This is a genomic window from Streptomyces naganishii JCM 4654, from assembly GCF_014650575.1.
Lineage (GTDB): Bacteria > Actinomycetota > Actinomycetes > Streptomycetales > Streptomycetaceae > Streptomyces > Streptomyces naganishii.
Genome location: NZ_BMVF01000010.1, coordinates 125,777 through 142,204 on the forward strand (window position 1 = coordinate 125,777; position 16,428 = coordinate 142,204).

Here is a 16,428-nt window from a genome sequence, read left to right on the forward strand (position 1 = left end):
CGAGCACGGCCGCCGCGGGACGTTCAGTGACCGGCGCCGATCACCCGCTCACCAGGCGAAGGCCTCCGGGGACGGTCCCGGGCCCGGGAAGACCTCGTCCAGCCCGGCCAGCACCTCCTCGCTCAGCTCCAGCTCGACCGCCCGCAGCGCCGACTCCAACTGCCCGGCGGTGCGCGGCCCCACGATCGGGCCGGTCACGCCGGGCCGGGTGAGCAGCCAGGCCAGGGCCGCCTCGCCCGGCTCCAGGCCGTGCTTGTCGAGCAGGTCCTCGTAGGCCTGGATCTGCTTGCGCACCGCCGGGTCGTTCAGGGCGTCGGCGGCCCGCCCGGAGGAGCGCCGGCCGCCCTCGGCCTGCTTCTTCAGCACACCGCCCAGCAGCCCGCCGTGCAGCGGGGACCAGGGGATGACCCCGAGCCCGTAGTCCTGCGCGGCCGGGATGACCTCCATCTCGGCGCGCCGCTCGGCGAGGTTGTAGAGACACTGCTCGCTGACCAGCCCGATGGTCCCGCCCCGGCGGGCGGCGGCCTCGTTGGCCTGGGCGATCTTGTACCCGGGGAAGTTGGACGAGCCGACGTAGAGGATCTTGCCCTGCTGGACCAGGACGTCGATGGCCTGCCAGATCTCGTCGAAGCCGGTGGCGCGGTCGATGTGGTGGAACTGGTAGACGTCGATGTGGTCGGTCCGCAGCCGCTTGAGGCTCGCGTCCACGGCCCGCCGGATGTTCACGGCGGAGAGCTTGTCGTGGTTGGGCCAGACGGAGGAGTTGTCCGGCGACATGTTGCCGTACACCTTGGTGGCGAGGACGACCTTGTCGCGCCGGTCGCCGCCCTTGGCGAACCAGTTGCCGATGATGGACTCGGTACGGCCCTTGTTCTCGCCCCAGCCGTACACGTTGGCGGTGTCGAAGAAGTTGATCCCGGCGTCCAGCGCCGCGTCCATGATCGCGTGACTGTCCGCCTCGTCGGTCTGCGGACCGAAGTTCATCGTCCCGAGGACGAGCCTGCTGACCTTGAGTCCCGTGCGTCCGAGCTGTGTGTACTCCATGGTCCCCAAGCCAACGTCCTGGAGTGCCCTCGAAGCAAGGGCAGCCGGGGACGGCGGGGACGCAGGGGACGGCGGTCAGTCGCGGGGGAATTTGTCGGTCTTGAGGATGAGATCGACGACGGTGCCGGTGAGGTCGATGTCGGTGCCGAAGTCCACCTTCGTCGGGTCGGCGTAGTCGCCGTCCTCCGGGTCCGTGTAGATGTGGCACCGGCCCTGGTAGGGGTCGGCGATGACGTAGACGGGGACTCCGGCCTCGGCGTAGGCGATCCGCTTGGGCCCGTAGTCGTTGGCGGCCGTCGCCTCGGAGATCACCTCGGCGACGAACTGGACGTCCTCGAAGCGCCAGTGGCCCTTGTCGTCCTTCTTCGCCGAGTCCCTGAGCAAGGCGACGTCGGGGCAGAAGCCGTTCTGGTGGCCCGGGAAGTCGATGCGGACGTCAGAGAAGACCTTGGCCTTCCTCCCGAACCTGTCCTCGATGGCCCACAAGAACATGCGGATGATCTGCCAGTGAGTGTCACGCTGTGGCGTCATGAAAACGCTGCCCCCGACGATCTCGACCCTGAATCCTTCGGGGACGGGCATGCGCTTGAGCCGCTCGAACCACTCGTCCAAGCTCTCGCTGTCGGCGTCGGCCATCTCGATCCTGTCTTCGAGGACGGTCACGGTCGCGCTCCTCCCCGGCCGTCCACGAACGGGTGCGGCCGCGCGGTACAACGATACGTACGGTGACCGGGGTGCGCCGGAAAGCGGTCAGCTTGTTGCGGCCGCGTACGGATGGCCGAATCCCCATGCCTGATGCATCGCGTCGGCGAAGGTGGCGGCGATCTTGTGCTCGCCGTGGGTGTTCGGGTGGGTGCCGTCGTAGGTGTCCGTGTGGATGTCGTACGTGGGCGGCGGGGACGCCAGCAGCAGGGGGGAGCGCGGCTCGTCCAGGTCGGCCACCGTCTTGGCCAGCAGTTCGTTGAAGAGGCTCACCTGGGTGGCGAAGGGCGGGTCGGCCTCGGCGCGGATGTTCGGTATCACCGGGAGCACGACCATCCGCAGGCGCGCGTTGGCCTCGCGGGCCGCCGTGACGAAGGCGCGCACGTTCGCCGCGGTCTGCTCGGCGTTGGTGTAGAAGCCCAGGTCGATCAGGCCGAGCGAGACCAGCAGGACGTCGGCACGGCACTCGCGCACCGCGTCCGCGATCAGCGGGGCCATGTGCCCCCAGCCCTCGCCCCAGCCGGCCAGGTGGGCGCGCGGGAAGGCGGGGTCGGCGTACTCGTACGACGTGGGCGCGTCCGTCGCCTTGTCGTAGAGCGTCTCGCGCGGGCCGACGAGCGCGAACGGGCCGTCGTAGGTGTCGCGCAGGTGCTGCCACAGCCGGTAGCGCCACGTGTGTTCGCCCGCGCTGCCGATCGTCATGGAGTCACCGACGGGCATGAACCTGAGCATCCGCTCATGATGGACGATCACGGCTCCGCCCGCGATGTGAGGCCCACCACGCTCCCACCACGCTCCCACCACGCCGAGTGAACCCCGGCCGGGGATGGCAGGCTTGAGGGATGCGCCGACCGCTCGCCCTCCTCGCCGGGGCCCTCCTCGTGGGCGCCTTCGCCGCGCCCGCCACGACCGCCAGTGCCACCGCACGTGCCGATTCCGGCGTCGGCGGGGACGGCGGCTTCACGATCGAGGACCCCCGGATCAAGGAGTCCAGCGGCCTGGCCGCCTCCCGTCTGCACCCCGGCGTCTACTGGACCCACAACGACAGCGGCTACGGCCCCCAGATCTACGCCGTGGACGGCAGGACCGGGAAGACGGTCGCCACGATCACCCTCAGCGGCATCGGCAAGCCCCGTGACGCCGAGGCCATCTCCATAGGCCCCGGCAACCAGATCTACGTCGGCGACATCGGCGACAACCTCGGCGGCACCTGGCCCTACGTCTGGATCTACCGGCTGCCCGAGCCCAAGGTGCTCAAGGACCAGACGATCCGCGCCACGCAGTACGTGGTGAAGTACGCCGGCGGCGCCCGCAACGCCGAGTCCCTGGTCGTGCACCCCAGGACCGGCCGGGTCTACATCATCGACAAGAACGAGAACGGCGGACACCTCTTCGAGGGCCCGGCCCACCTGTCCCCCACGGGCACCAACGTCTTCCGCCCCATCGCCCCGGTCGACCTCTGGGCCACCGACGCCGCATTCTCACCGGACGGCACCCAGCTCGCCGTGCGCGGCTACTTCGGCGGCATCTACTACGACTGGAACGGCGGCCGGATCAAACGCGAAGGCACCCTCGACGTCCCCCTCCAGGCCCAGGGCGAGTCGATCACGTACACGATCGACGGCAGGAAGCTCCTGTACGGCAGCGAGGGCGCCGAAAGCCCCGTACAGGCCAAGGACGCGCCCGGCAGCGCCAAGTCGCCCTCGACGGGCGGCGGTTCCCAGGCGTCCGGCGGGAGCGCGAAGCACGGCGGCGGGCTGAGCGGCACGGTGAGGACCGGCGCGGTGGCCGTCGCGCTCGCGGCAGTCGCGGTCTTCGGGCTACGACGGCTCAGGCGCCGCGGCTGACGGGGCCCGCCCGACGGGCACGCCAGTGTGGAGGCGCGGGTGCGGCGGAGCATCGCGGTCCGAGCCCGTACGGCCGACACGGAGGCGGGGTGACAGGGAACCGGCGCAACGGCCCCCCGCCACCCCGCACTTCACTCGTACGAGCGGAGAGTGAAGGCGACTACAGCTTCTCGATGACGTAGTCGACGCACTTCGTGAGCGCCTCGACGTCCGCCGGGTCGATCGCCGGGAACATCGCGACGCGCAGCTGGTTGCGGCCGAGCTTGCGGTAGGGCTCGGTGTCGACGACGCCGTTGGCGCGCAGGGCCTTGGCGACGGCGGCGGCGTCGATCTCGTCGGAGAAGTCGATCGTGCCGATCACCTGCGAGCGCTTGGCCGGGTCGGCGACGAACGGGGTGGCGTACTTCGACTCCTCCGCCCAGGCGTACAGGCGGGACGAGGAGTCCTTCGTGCGGCCGGTGGCCCAGTCCAGGCCGCCCTGGCCGTTGATCCACTCCAGCTGCTCGTTGAGCAGGAACAGGGTGGCCAGCGCCGGGGTGTTGTACGTCTGGTTCTTGCGGGAGTTGTCGATCGCCGTGGGCAGGCTGAAGAACTCCGGGATGTGGCGGCCGGACGCGTGGATCCGCTCGGCGCGCTCGATCGCGGCCGGGGAGAACACGCCGATCCACAGGCCGCCGTCGGAGGCGAAGGACTTCTGCGGGGCGAAGTAGTAGACGTCGGTCTCGGCGACGTCGACCGGGAGGCCGCCCGCGCCGGAGGTGGCGTCGACCAGGACCAGGGCGCCCTCGTCGGCGCCGGCCACGCGCTTGATGGGCATGGCGACGCCGGTCGAGGTCTCGTTGTGGGTGAAGGCGTACACGTCGACGCCCTCGCGCGCGGCCGGCTCGGGGTGCGTGCCCGCGTCGGCGGAGACGACGTCCGGCTCGGCCAGCCACGGGGCGAGCTTGGCGGCCTTGGCGAACTTCGAGCTGAACTCGCCGAAGGTGAGGTGCTGCGACCTGTTCTCGATCAGGCCGTGCGTCGCGATGTCCCAGAACGCGGTGGAGCCGCCGTTGCCGAGCACGACCTCGTAGCCGTCGGGGAGCCGGAACAGCTCGCGGATGCCCTCGCGCACCTTGCCGACCAGGTTCTTGACCGGGGCCTGGCGGTGGGACGTGCCGAGCAGGGACTTACCCGTGGCGGCGAGGGCGTCCAGCGCCTCCGTCCGCACCTTGGAGGGACCCGCGCCGAAACGGCCGTCCGCGGGCTTGATGTCGTCAGGAATCTGGATCTCAGCCACGAGCCGGAGGGTATCTCTTCGGCGAAACCGGACGGAAACGCGTTCCGTCCGATGAGACGGGTCCCGCCGGGCGGCGGACATGTCGGGACCTACGAGACACGGCCCGCCGTCGTCGCTCCGGCGGCCGGCCGTCGTCACTGTCAGTGGCCGGATGCATCCTGGACGCATGACCGATCTCTCGGACCACGGGAAGCGCGCGAGCCGCGCCGGCGCCGACGACCTCGCGCGCGAGCTCCGCCGGGCCGTCCGCGGCGGTGACGTCGACTTCGGCGTCACCGCGCGGGCGCTGGTCACCATGGACGCCTCCAACTACCGGCGGGTCCCGCTGGGCGTGGTGGCGCCGCGGGACGCGGACGACGTGGCGGCCGTGCTGGAGGTGTGCCGGGCGCACGGCGTGCCGGTGGTGGCGCGCGGCGGGGGCACGTCGATCGCGGGGCAGGCCACCGGCACGGGAGTGGTCCTGGACTTCACCCGGCACATGGACCGGCTGCTCGCCCTCGAACCGGACACGCGCACGGCCGTCGTGCAGCCGGGCCTGGTCCTGGACCGGCTCCAGGAGGCCGCCGCCCCGCACGGACTGCGCTTCGGGCCCGACCCGTCCACGCACGGCCGCTGCACGCTCGGCGGGATGATCGGCAACAACTCCTGCGGCTCCCACTCGGTGGCCTGGGGGACCACCGCGGACAGCGTGCGGGAGCTGTCCGTCGTCACCGCGCGCGGGCGGCGGCTGCGGCTCGGGCAGGGATGGGCCGGGGCCCCGGACGGGCTGCGCGCGCTGGCCGAGGGGGAGTTGGCGCGGCTGCGGACCGGCTTCCCCGACCTGCCCCGCCGTATCTCGGGGTACGCGCTGGACGCCCTGCTCCCCGAGAAGGGCGCCGACGTGGCGCGGTCCTTCTGCGGCTCGGAGGGCACCCTGGGCGTGCTGACCGAGGCGGTCGTACGACTGGTGGACACGCCCCGCGCGCGGGCCCTGGCCGTGCTGGGGTACGCCGACGAGGGCGCCGCGGCGGAGGCGGCGGCCGGACTGCTGCCGCTCGGGCCGCTGACGGTGGAGGGGATGGCCCGGGACCTGGTGCCTTCTCTCTCGGCCGGGCTTCCGCGCGGGGACGCCTGGCTGTTCGTGGAGACGGGAGGGGAGTCGGCGGCCGAGGCACGCGCGCGTGCGGAGGGTGTCGTGCGCGCGGCCGACGCGGCGGACGCGCTGGTGGTCACGGACGCCGCCGCGCAGCGCGCCCTGTGGCGGATCCGGGAGGACGCGAGCGGTACGGCGACACGGATGCCGGACGGCAGCGAGGCGTGGCCCGGCTGGGAGGACTGTGCGGTGCCGCCGGCGCGGCTGGGCGCGTACCTGCGGGACTTCCGGGCCCTGCTGGCCGGGCACGGGCTGCGCGGCACGCCGTACGGGCACTTCGGGGACGGCTGCGTCCACGTCCGCATCGACTTCGACCTGCTGACCCCGGCCGGGACGGCACGCTTCCGGCGGTTCTCCGAGGAGCTCGCGGAACTGGTGGTGGCGCACGGGGGTTCGCTGTCCGGGGAGCACGGGGACGGGCAGGCCCGCGCCGAACTGCTGCCGAGGATGTACGGGGCCGGCCTGGTCGCCCTGTTCGAGCGGGCCAAGGCCGTGTGGGACCCGGACGACCTGCTCAACCCGGGGATGCTGGTCCGCCCGGCGCCCCTGGACTCGAACCTGCGCTTTGCCGTGCTGCCCCGCGAGCCGGTCGAGGTCGCCTTCGGCTACCCGGCCGACGGCGGGGACTTCGCGGCCGCCGTGCGCAGGTGCGTCGGCGTGGCCAAGTGCCGTACGGCCCACGCCCCGGGCGCGGGCGTGATGTGCCCCTCCTTCCGCGCGACCGGCGCCGAGGAGCACTCCACGCGCGGACGCGCCCGGCTGCTGCACGAGATGCTCGCCGGCGAGGTGGTCACCGGCGGCTGGCGGTCAACGGAGGTCCGCGACGCACTCGACCTGTGCCTGTCCTGCAAGGGCTGCCGCTCCGACTGCCCGGTCGGGGTCGACATGGCCACGTACAAGGCGGAGTTCCTGCACCACCACTACGCCGGCCGGCGCCGCCCGGCCGCGCACTACGCGCTGGGGTGGCTCCCGGTGTGGCTGCGGTGGGCGGGCCGCACCCGGATCGCGCCCGCCGTCAACGCGCTGGCCGCCGTACGGCCGTTGGCGGCGGTGGCCCGGCGGCTGGCCGGGATCGCACCCGAAAGAGGGATACCGCGTCTGGCGGCCGAGCCCTTCACCCGCTGGTGGAGCCGGAGGCGGCGGCCGGGCGGGGAGGAGACCGGCGAGCGGGGCCGGACCGGCGGGCCGGGCGTGCCGGGGGAGCGGGGCGGCTCGGGCGAGCTGGTCGTCCTGTGGCCCGACACCTTCACCGAGCATCTGTCGCCCGCCGTGGGGCGCGCGGCCGTACGGGTGCTGGAGGCGGCCGGGCTGCGAGTGGCGCTGCCGCCCACCCTGCGCCTGCGCCGGCCTCCCGTGGGCGACGGGAGGACCCGGATCCTGGACCCCGTGTCCGTGCTGCGCGGCCGGGGCCGGGTCTGCTGCGGTCTGACGTACGTCTCCACCGGCCAGCTCGACCGGGCCCGCGCGGTGCTGCGGCGCACCCTGGACCTGATGGAACCGGTCCTGGAGGCCGGCGCCCCGGTGGTCGTCCTGGAGCCGAGCTGCGCCGCCGCGCTGCGCGCCGACCTGCCGGACCTGCTGCCCGGCGACCCGCGCGCACGGCTGCTGGCCGGCCGCGTCCTGACCTTCGCCGAGACGCTGGAGCGGCACGCCCCCGGCTGGCGGCCGCCCCGCCTGGACCGCCCGGTGGCCGGCCAGACCCACTGCCACCAGCACGCCGTCCTCGGGGACGCGGCCGAGCGGCGGCTGCGCGCGGCGGCCGGCCTGACCGGCGAGCTGTCCGGCGGCTGCTGCGGACTGGCCGGCGACTTCGGTTTCGCGAAGGGCCACTGGGAGGTGTCCACGGCCTGCGCGGAGGAACAGCTCCTGCCGTCGGTGCGCCGGTCCGCCGAGGGCACGGTGATCCTCGCGGACGGCTACTCCTGCCGTACGCAGCTGGAGCAGCTGGCGGGCGTACGGGGCCGGCACCTGGCGGAGGTGCTGGCGCAGGCGCTCGACGAGGGCCCACAGCAGCCGCCCGGCGACGCGGACAGTTGTATAAGGACTTCACGCACCTGACGGCAGTCCATTACCCTGGACGCAGAAGTACACCGCGATGAACGCGAGCCCCGCGCTCCCGCACCCCACTCCCCGAGCCAGCCCTGGACCGCCCGTGAGTACCCCCAGCACCTCCCGTGCCGCCGCCCCCTCCTCGTCGGCCCCGGCCGCCGCGGCACCGGGCCCCGCGCCCGCGCCGGCCCCCGGCGGTCAGGGCCGTTTCGGCTCCCTGGGGCCGGTGGGCCTGGTGCTGGCGGGCGGGCTCTCGGTGCAGTTCGGCGGCGCGCTGGCCGTGACGCTGATGCCGAGGACGGGCGCGCTGGGCGTGGTGACGCTGCGACTGCTGGTGGCGGCGATCGTGCTGCTGCTGGTCTGCCGGCCGCGGCTGCGCGGACACTCGCGCGCCGACTGGGGCACGGTCGTCGTCTTCGGCATCGCGATGGCCGCGATGAACGGCCTCTTCTACCAGTCCATCGCCCGCATTCCGCTCGGCCCGGCGGTCACCCTGGAGGTGCTCGGCCCGCTGGTCCTGTCGGTCCTGGCCTCCCGCCGCGCCCTCAACCTCGTCTGGGCGGGGCTCGCCCTGGCGGGCGTCTTCCTGCTGAGCGGCGGCGGGTTCGGCAGCCTCAACGCCGCCGGTGTGGCGTTCGCGCTGGGCGCGGGCGCGATGTGGGCGGCGTACATCGTCTTCAGCGCGCGCACCGGCCGGCGCTTCCCGCAGGCGGACGGGCTGGCGCTGGCGATGGCGGTGGGCGCGGTGCTGTTCATGCCGCTGGGCATCGCGGAGTCGGGCGCGAAGCTCGCCGATCCGGTGACGTTCGGGCTGGGCGCGGCGGTGGCGGTGCTGTCCTCCGTGCTGCCGTACACCCTCGAACTGCTCGCCCTGCGCCGCCTGCCCGCCTCCACCTTCGCCGTGATGATGAGCCTGGAGCCGGCCATCGCCGCCACCGCGGGCCTCCTCGTCCTCGGCCAGGCCCTCACCCCGATCCAGGCGGTCGCCATCGCCCTGGTCATCGCGGCCAGCATGGGCGCGGTGCGCACCCAGGTGGGGCGGGGGAAGCGGCCGTTGCCCCCGGTGGACGCCTGAGCCCTGAACTCACCGGTGGGCGCTCCCGCGCCACGCCGTCGGCCATAAATTCATGCAAGCATGCTTGATTGTTTTTTGCGCCGCTGCCATGCTCCCCCCATGCCCGATCCGACGCCCGTCTACGACGACCTGCGCGAGGAAAGCGACGAACTCGACCGGCTGGTGGCCGGTCTGGACGCCGGGCAGTGGGCGCTGGCCACGCCCGCCGCCGGCTGGACCGTCGCCCACCAGATCGCCCACCTGGCATGGACCGACCGCTCCGCGCTCCTCGCCGTGACCGACCAGGAGGGTTTCGGCGCCCTGGTGGACAAGGCGCTCGCCGCGCCGGACTCCTTCGTCGACCAGGGCGCTGCCGAGGGCGCCCGGCTGCCTCCCGCCGAACTGCTGGCCCGCTGGCGTGAGGGGCGCACCGCGCTCGACGAGGCGCTGCGCGCGGCGCCGGCCGGCGCGCGCTTCCCCTGGTACGGGCCGCCGATGTCGGGCGCCTCCATGGCCACCGGGCGCCTGATGGAGACCTGGGCGCACGGCCAGGACGTGGCGGACGCGCTCGGTGTGGTCCGCACACCCACCGACCGTCTTGGGCATGTGGTGCGCATCGGGGTGCGGGCGCGGAACTTCGCCTTCCAGGCGCGCGGACTGCCCGCGCCCGCCGAGGAGTTCCGCGTGGAGGTCCGCGCCCCGTCCGGAAAGCTGTGGGCGTACGGGCCCGAGGACGCGGCCCAGCGGGTGACCGGGCCCGCGCTCGACTTCTGCCTGCTGGTCACCCAGCGCGCCCACCGCGCCGACCTCGCCGTGCGTGCCGAGGGCCCCGACGCCGACCGCTGGCTCGACATCGCCCAGGCCTTCGCGGGACCGCCCGGCAACGGACGCGCCCCCAAGTCCGGCGGCGACGCCGGGCAGGGGGCGGCCCGATGAGCGAGACCTCCCCGCGCCCCCTGCGCGTCGGCAACGCCTCCGGCTTCTACGGCGACCGCTTCGACGCCATGCGCGAGATGCTCACCGGCGGCGAGCTGGACGTGCTCACCGGCGACTACCTCGCCGAGCTGACCATGCTCATCCTCGGCCGGGACCGGCTGAAGGACCCGGCCGCCGGTTACGCCCGCACCTTCCTGCGTCAGCTCGAGGAGTGCCTGGGCATCGCGCACGAGCGGGGCGTGCGGATCGTCGCCAACGCCGGCGGGCTCAACCCGGCCGGGCTGGCCGAGCGGGTGCGGGAGCTGGCCGGGCGGCTCGGCCTCCCCGTGCGCGTGGCCCACGTCGAGGGCGACGACCTGCGCGAGCGCCACCCGGACAGCCTCGCCGCGCACGCCTACCTCGGCGGCTTCGGCATCGCCGAGTGCCTGCGCGCGGGCGCCGACGTGGTCGTCACCGGCCGGGTCACGGACGCGGCCCTGGTCACCGGGCCCGCGGCCGCCCACTTCGGCTGGCAGCCGGGAGACCATGACCGGCTCGCGGGCGCGGTGGTCGCCGGGCACGTGCTGGAGTGCGGGGCGCAGGCCACCGGCGGCAACTACGCCTTCTTCGCCGACCACGCCCTCGACCGGCTGCGCCGCCCCGGCTTCCCGCTCGCCGAGATCCACGCCGACGGCACCTCGGTCATCACCAAGCACCCCGGCACCGGCGGCGTCGTGGAGGTCGGCACGGTGACCGCGCAACTGCTGTACGAGACGGCGGGCGCCCGGTACGCGGGGCCGGACGTGACGGCCCGGCTGGACACCGTACGGCTCACACGGGACGGGCCCGACCGGGTGCGGATCGAAGGGGTGCGCGGCGAGGCGCCGCCGCCCGTCCTCAAGGTCGGCCTGAACCGCCTCGGCGGCTTCCGCAACGAGGTCACCTTCGTCCTCACCGGACTGGACATCGAGCGCAAGGCCGAGCTGGTGCGCCGGCAGATGGAGGACGCGCTCGGCGCCGCCCGGTCCGCGCCCGGTGAGGTGCGCTGGGACCTGGTGCGCACCGACCGGCCCGACGCCGACACCGAGGAGAGGGCGAGCGCCCTGCTCCGGCTGGTGGTGCGGGACGGGGAGGCCGAGCCCGTGGGGCGGGCGTTCAGCGGGGCCGCCGTGGAGCTGGCGCTGGCCGGCTATCCCGGCTTCCACGTCCTGGCGCCACCCGGCAAGGGCGCGCCCTACGGCGTCTTCGAGGCCGCGTACGTCCCCCAGGAGTCGGTGGAGCATGTGGCCGTCCTCCACGACGGCCGGCGTATCGCCGTGCCCCCGGCCAAGGACGCGCGCGTGCTGGAGGAGGCGCCCGGGCCGCCGCTGCCGGAGCCGCTCCCGCCGGGGCCGACGCGCCGCGCCCCGCTCGGGCTGGTCGCCGGGGCGCGCAGCGGGGACAAGGGCGGGGACGCCAACGTGGGCGTGTGGGTGCGCTCCGAGGACGCCTGGCGCTGGCTGGCGCACGAGCTGACCGCCGAGCGGTTCCGCGAGCTGATCCCCGAGAGCGGCGCGCTGCCCGTCACCCGGCACGTACTGCCGAACCTGCGCGCGCTCAACTTCGTCGCCGGGGGGATCCTCGGCGAGGGCGTCGCCGCCCAGTACCGCTTCGATCCGCAGGCCAAGGCGCTCGGCGAATGGCTGCGCTCGCGCCACCTGGACATCCCGGAGGCCCTCCTGTGACGGTCCTTGACTCCGCCCTGGACACCGGCTCGCCCGACTACCGGGCCAACCGCGAGGCCATGCTCGCCCGGCTCGCCGAACTGGACGCCGAGCACGCCAAAGCCCTCGCGGGCGGCGGCCCGAAGTACGTCGAACGGCACCGGCGGCGCGGCAAACTGCTCGCCCGCGAGCGCGTCGAGCTGCTGCTCGATGCGGACACGCCCTTCCTGGAGCTGTCGCCGCTGGCGGCCTGGGGCAGCGACTACGCGGTGGGCGCCTCGCTGGTCACCGGCATCGGCGTCGTCGAGGGCGTGGAGTGCCTGATCACGGCCAACGACCCCACCGTGCGCGGCGGGGCCAGCAATCCGTGGAGCCTGAAGAAGGCGCTGCGGGCCAACGACATCGCGCTCGCCAACCGGCTGCCCTGCATCAGCCTGGTGGAGTCGGGCGGCGCCGATCTGCCGTCCCAGAAGGAGATCTTCATCCCCGGGGGCGCCATCTTCCGCGATCTGACCCGGCTTTCGGCGGCCGGCATCCCGACCGTCGCCGTCGTCTTCGGCAACTCCACGGCCGGCGGCGCCTACGTCCCCGGCATGTCCGACCACGTGATCATGGTCAAGGAGCGCGCCAAGGTGTTCCTCGGCGGGCCCCCGCTGGTGAAGATGGCGACCGGTGAGGAGAGCGACGACGAGTCCCTGGGCGGCGCCGAGATGCACGCGCGCGTGTCCGGCCTCGCCGACTACTTCGCCGTGGACGAGCGGGACGCGCTGAGGCAGGCACGCCGGGTCGTCGCCCGTCTCAACCACCGCAAGGCCCATCCCGATCCCCCCTTCGCAGAGCCGCCCAAATACGACAACGAGGAGCTCCTGGGCATCGTTCCCGGCGATCTGAAGATCCCCTTCGATCCCCGCGAGGTGATCGCCCGGATCGTCGACGCCTCCGACTTCGACGAGTTCAAACCGCTGTACGGCACCAGCCTGACCACCGGCTGGGCCACACTGCACGGCTATCCCGTGGGCGTCCTCGCCAACGCCCGGGGCGTGCTGTTCAGCGAGGAGTCGCAGAAGGCCGCCCAGTTCATCCAGCTCGCCAACCAGCGCGACATCCCGCTGCTGTTCCTGCACAACACCACCGGCTACATGGTCGGCCGCGAGTACGAGCAGGGCGGCATCATCAAGCACGGCGCCATGATGATCAACGCCGTCAGCAACTCGCGCGTGCCGCACCTGTCGGTGCTCATGGGGGCGTCGTACGGCGCCGGGCACTACGGCATGTGCGGGCGGGCCTACGACCCGCGCTTCCTGTTCGCCTGGCCGAGCGCCAAGTCGGCCGTCATGGGGCCGCAGCAGCTCGCCGGCGTGCTGTCGATCGTGGCCCGCCAGTCGGCGGCGGCGAAGGGCCAGCCGTACGACGAGGAGGCGGACGCGGCGCTGCGCGCCATGGTGGAGCAGCAGATCGAGACCGAGTCGCTGCCGATGTTCCTGTCCGGGCGGCTCTACGACGACGGCGTCATCGACCCGCGCGACACCCGCACCGTGCTCGGCCTGTGCCTGTCGGCCGTCCACACCGCCCCCTACGAGGGCGCCCGCGGCGGCTTCGGCGTCTTCCGGATGTGAGGGAACACCCCAGTGACTTCGACGCATATGACGATTTCCACGGTGCTCGTCGCCAACCGGGGCGAGATCGCGTGCCGGGTCTTCCGCACCTGCGCCGAGGCGGGCATCCGCACGGTCGCCGTGCACTCGGACGCCGACGAGGGCGCGCTGCACGCGCGCGTGGCCGACGCCGCCGTACGCCTGCCAGGGGTGACGCCCGCTGAGACGTACCTGCGCGGCGACCTGATCGTGAAGGCGGCGGTCGCCGCCGGCGCGGACGCGGTCCACCCGGGCTACGGCTTCCTGTCCGAGAACGCCGATTTCGCGCGGGCCGTCCTCGACGCCGGCCTGGTCTGGATCGGGCCGCCGCCGGAGGCGATCGAGGCGATGGCGTCCAAGACGCGCGCCAAGCGGCTGATGGGCGTGGAGCCCCTGAGCGAGGTCACCGAGGCCGACCTGCCCGTGCTCGTCAAGGCGGCCGCCGGCGGCGGCGGGCGCGGGATGCGGATCGTACGGCGGCTCGCCGACCTGGACGCGGAACTGGCGGCCGCTCGCGCGGAGGCGGCGAGCGCCTTCGGCGACGGCGAGGTCTTCGTCGAGCCGTACCTGGAGGGCGGCCGCCACGTCGAGGTGCAGATCCTCGCCGACACGCACGGCACCGTGTGGGCGCTCGGCACCCGCGACTGCTCCCTCCAGCGCCGCCACCAGAAGGTGATCGAGGAGGCCCCGGCGCCCGGACTGCCGCACGCGCTGCGGCGGGAGCTGGACGGCCTGGCCGTACGCGCCGCCCGCGCCGTCGGCTACGTGGGCGCCGGCACCGTCGAGTTCCTGGTCGCCGGGGACAGGGCGCAGTTCCTGGAGATGAACACCCGCCTCCAGGTCGAGCACCCGGTGACCGAGGCCGTGTTCGGCGTCGACCTCGTCGCCCTGCAGATCCGGATCGCCGAGGGCCACGCCCTGGACCCCGAACCGCCCCTCCCGCGCGGGCACGCGGTCGAGGCCCGCCTGTACGCCGAGGACCCCGCGCGGGACTGGGCCCCGCAGACCGGCACCCTGCACCGCCTCACCGTCCCCGAGGGCGTGCGCCTGGACACCGGGTACACCGGCGGCGACACCATCGGCGTCCACTACGACCCCATGCTCGCCAAGGTCGTCGCCCACGCGCCCACCCGCGCGGAGGCCGTCCGCAGGCTCGCCGGCGCCCTGGAGCGGGCCGCCGTGCACGGCCCGGTCACCAACCGGGACCTGCTCGTCCGCTCGCTGCGCCACGAGGAGTTCACGTCCGGCCGCATGGACACCGGCTTCTACGACCGCCACCTCGCCGAGCTGACCGCGCCGGCCCCCGACCCGTACGCGCCGCTGGCCGCCGCCCTCGCCGACGCGCACGGCCGCTCCCGGTTCGGCGGCTGGCGCAACCTGCCCTCCCAGCCGCAGGTCAAGCGCTACCTCATGGCGGGCGAGGAGCACGAGGCGCGCTACCGGCACACCCGCGCGGGACTGGCCGCCGACACCGGGGAGGTGCGTGTCGCGCACGTCGACGCGCGCACGGTCGTCCTCGAAGTGGACGGCGTGCGCCGCCGGTTCGAGGTCGCCCGGTACGGCGACCAGGTGTACGTGGGCGCCACCGCCCTCACCGCACTGCCCCGCTTCCCCGACCCGGCCGCCCAGCGCGCCCCCGGGTCGCTGCTCGCCCCCATGCCCGGCACCGTCGTCCGCGTCGCCGAAGGACTGGCCGCGGGAGCCGCCGTACGGGCCGGACAGCCCCTGCTGTGGCTGGAGGCGATGAAGATGGAGCACAGGATCTCCGCGCCCGTCACGGGCACGCTCAGCGCCCTGCACGCCGCCCCCGGACAGCAGGTGGAGGTCGGTGCCCTGCTGGCCGTCGTGACGGAAACCCCCGTAGAGGCACACCAGGAGGAACAGTGAGCGCCACGCTGGAAACCGACGAGCACAAGGCCCTCCGGTCCGCGGTGGCCGCCCTCGGCAGACGCTACGGCCGCGACTACATCACCCGGACCGTCGCCGAGGGGCGCCACCCCGTCGAACTCTGGGCCGAGGCCGGCAAGCTCGGCTACCTCGGCGTCAACCTGCCCGAGGCGTACGGCGGCGGAGGCGGCGGCATCAGCGAACTCGCGATCGTCCTCGAAGAGCTCGGCGCCGCCGGCTGCCCGCTGCTGATGCTGGTCGTCTCGCCCGCCATCTGCGGCACCGTGATCGCCCGCTTCGGCACCGAGGAGCAGAAGCGCGCCTGGCTGCCCGGCCTGGCCGACGGCACCCGCACCATGGCCTTCGGCATCACCGAGCCCGACGCCGGCTCCAACTCCCACCGCATCACCACCACCGCCCGCCGCGACGGCGCCGACTGGCTGCTGACCGGCCGCAAGGTGTTCATCTCCGGCGTCGACATCGCCGACGCCGTGCTCATCGTCGGCCGCACCGAGGACGCCCGCACCGGACGCCTCAAGCCGTGCCTGTTCATCGTCCCGCCGGACGCCGACGGCTTCCAGCGGCGCCCCATCGACATGGAACTGACCGCCGCGGAGAAGCAGTTCGAGCTCGTCCTGGACGACGTGCGGCTGCCCGCCGGCGCGCTCGTCGGCGACGAGGACGCGGGCCTGCTCCAGCTGTTCGCCGGGCTCAACCCCGAGCGGATCATGACGGCCGCCTTCGCGATCGGCATGGGCCGTCACGCGCTCGGCCGGGCGGTGGAGTACGCGCGCGAACGCACCGTGTGGAAGGCGCCCATCGGCGCCCACCAAGCGATCGCGCACCCCCTCGCGCAGGCGCACATCGAGCTGGAACTGGCCCGTCTGATGACGCAGAAGGCGGCCCATCTCTACGACGCGGGCGACGACATGGGCGCGGGTGAGGCGGCCAACATGGCCAAGTACGCGGCCGCCGAGGCGTGCGTGAAGGCCGTCGACCAGGCAGTGCACACCCTCGGCGGCAACGGGCTCACGCGCGAATTCGGCCTCGCCTCGTTGATAACAGCCGCACGCGTGGCTCGTATTGCTCCGGTGAGCAGGGAGATGATTCTCAACTACGTGTCCCACCAGAGCCTGGGCCTGCCCAAGTCGTACTGACGACCCGTACCGGCCTGCCGGCCGG

The 16,428-nt window shown here is 73.6% G+C and carries 12 protein-coding genes; 8 read left to right on the plus strand and 4 right to left on the minus strand.

The window, feature by feature from the left end; translation table 11 throughout:
• Positions 1–48: 48 nt before the first annotated feature.
• From IE217_RS19855 to IE217_RS19865, 3 genes are all read right to left on the minus strand, one after another.
• The gene (locus IE217_RS19855) at positions 49–1,044 is read right to left on the minus strand and encodes an aldo/keto reductase (RefSeq protein WP_190179239.1); all 996 of its coding nucleotides are present in this window, start codon (positions 1,042–1,044) and stop codon (positions 49–51) included.
• A 75-nt stretch (positions 1,045–1,119) separates the two neighbouring features.
• Positions 1,120–1,707: a Uma2 family endonuclease gene (locus IE217_RS19860; RefSeq protein ID WP_190179240.1), complete on the minus strand. Its 588-nt coding sequence runs from the start codon at positions 1,705–1,707 to the stop codon at positions 1,120–1,122.
• A gap of 87 nt (positions 1,708–1,794) precedes the next feature.
• Entirely contained in the window at positions 1,795–2,478 is a 684-nt protein-coding gene (locus IE217_RS19865) for a GDSL-type esterase/lipase family protein (protein ID WP_190179241.1), read from the minus strand.
• 110 nt (positions 2,479–2,588) lie between these two features.
• Here IE217_RS19865 and IE217_RS19870 point away from each other — a divergent pair, with 110 nt between their 5' ends.
• A complete protein-coding gene (locus IE217_RS19870) occupies positions 2,589–3,593 on the plus strand; it encodes a WD40 repeat domain-containing protein (RefSeq protein ID WP_190179242.1) in 1,005 nt (334 codons plus the stop codon).
• Between the two features lie 160 nt (positions 3,594–3,753).
• Here IE217_RS19870 and serC read toward each other — a convergent pair whose 3' ends face one another.
• Entirely contained in the window at positions 3,754–4,872 is a 1,119-nt protein-coding gene (gene serC, locus IE217_RS19875) for a phosphoserine transaminase (protein WP_190179243.1), read from the minus strand.
• A gap of 166 nt (positions 4,873–5,038) precedes the next feature.
• Here serC and IE217_RS19880 point away from each other — a divergent pair, with 166 nt between their 5' ends.
• The 7 genes from IE217_RS19880 to IE217_RS19910 all read left to right on the plus strand — a co-directional run bounded on the left by IE217_RS19880 (position 5,039) and on the right by IE217_RS19910 (position 16,403).
• Positions 5,039–8,062: an FAD-binding and (Fe-S)-binding domain-containing protein gene (locus tag IE217_RS19880; protein WP_190179244.1), complete on the plus strand. Its 3,024-nt coding sequence runs from the start codon at positions 5,039–5,041 to the stop codon at positions 8,060–8,062.
• Between the two features lie 94 nt (positions 8,063–8,156).
• On the plus strand, positions 8,157–9,128 hold the full coding sequence (locus IE217_RS19885; RefSeq protein WP_190179245.1) for an EamA family transporter: 972 nt from the start codon (positions 8,157–8,159) through the stop codon (positions 9,126–9,128).
• A gap of 99 nt (positions 9,129–9,227) precedes the next feature.
• Complete coding sequence (locus tag IE217_RS19890) at positions 9,228–10,043, plus strand: TIGR03084 family metal-binding protein (protein WP_190179246.1); 816 nt, start codon at positions 9,228–9,230, stop codon at positions 10,041–10,043.
• Positions 10,040–11,746 (plus strand): acyclic terpene utilization AtuA family protein, encoded by a 1,707-nt coding sequence (locus IE217_RS19895; RefSeq protein WP_190179247.1) that lies wholly within the window; start codon positions 10,040–10,042, stop codon positions 11,744–11,746. The genes IE217_RS19890 and IE217_RS19895 overlap by 4 nt, the downstream gene beginning before the upstream one ends.
• Positions 11,743–13,341, plus strand: a complete 1,599-nt coding sequence (locus IE217_RS19900) for an acyl-CoA carboxylase subunit beta (protein ID WP_190179248.1) — start codon at positions 11,743–11,745, stop codon at positions 13,339–13,341. The genes IE217_RS19895 and IE217_RS19900 overlap by 4 nt, the downstream gene beginning before the upstream one ends.
• A 27-nt stretch (positions 13,342–13,368) precedes the next feature.
• Complete coding sequence (locus tag IE217_RS19905) at positions 13,369–15,246, plus strand: ATP-binding protein (protein WP_190179378.1); 1,878 nt, start codon at positions 13,369–13,371, stop codon at positions 15,244–15,246.
• Positions 15,243–16,403 carry an acyl-CoA dehydrogenase family protein gene (locus tag IE217_RS19910; protein ID WP_190179249.1) on the plus strand — a complete coding sequence of 387 codons (1,161 nt, stop codon included), beginning with the start codon at positions 15,243–15,245 and terminating at the stop codon, positions 16,401–16,403. The genes IE217_RS19905 and IE217_RS19910 overlap by 4 nt, the downstream gene beginning before the upstream one ends.
• The last annotated feature ends 25 nt before the right edge of the window (positions 16,404–16,428 follow it).

Excerpts from the sequence above, each read along its gene's own strand:
- IE217_RS19855 (WP_190179239.1), bottom strand. The coding sequence starts at position 1,044 with ATGGAGTACACACAGCTCGGACGCACGGGACTCAAGGTCAGCAGGCTC.
- IE217_RS19865 (WP_190179241.1), bottom strand. The coding sequence starts at position 2,478 with ATGCTCAGGTTCATGCCCGTCGGTGACTCCATGACGATCGGCAGCGCG.
- IE217_RS19870 (WP_190179242.1), top strand. The coding sequence starts at position 2,589 with ATGCGCCGACCGCTCGCCCTCCTCGCCGGGGCCCTCCTCGTGGGCGCC.
- IE217_RS19880 (WP_190179244.1), top strand. The coding sequence starts at position 5,039 with ATGACCGATCTCTCGGACCACGGGAAGCGCGCGAGCCGCGCCGGCGCC.
- IE217_RS19890 (WP_190179246.1), top strand. The coding sequence starts at position 9,228 with ATGCCCGATCCGACGCCCGTCTACGACGACCTGCGCGAGGAAAGCGAC.
- IE217_RS19895 (WP_190179247.1), top strand. The coding sequence starts at position 10,040 with ATGAGCGAGACCTCCCCGCGCCCCCTGCGCGTCGGCAACGCCTCCGGC.
- IE217_RS19905 (WP_190179378.1), top strand. The coding sequence starts at position 13,369 with ATGACGATTTCCACGGTGCTCGTCGCCAACCGGGGCGAGATCGCGTGC.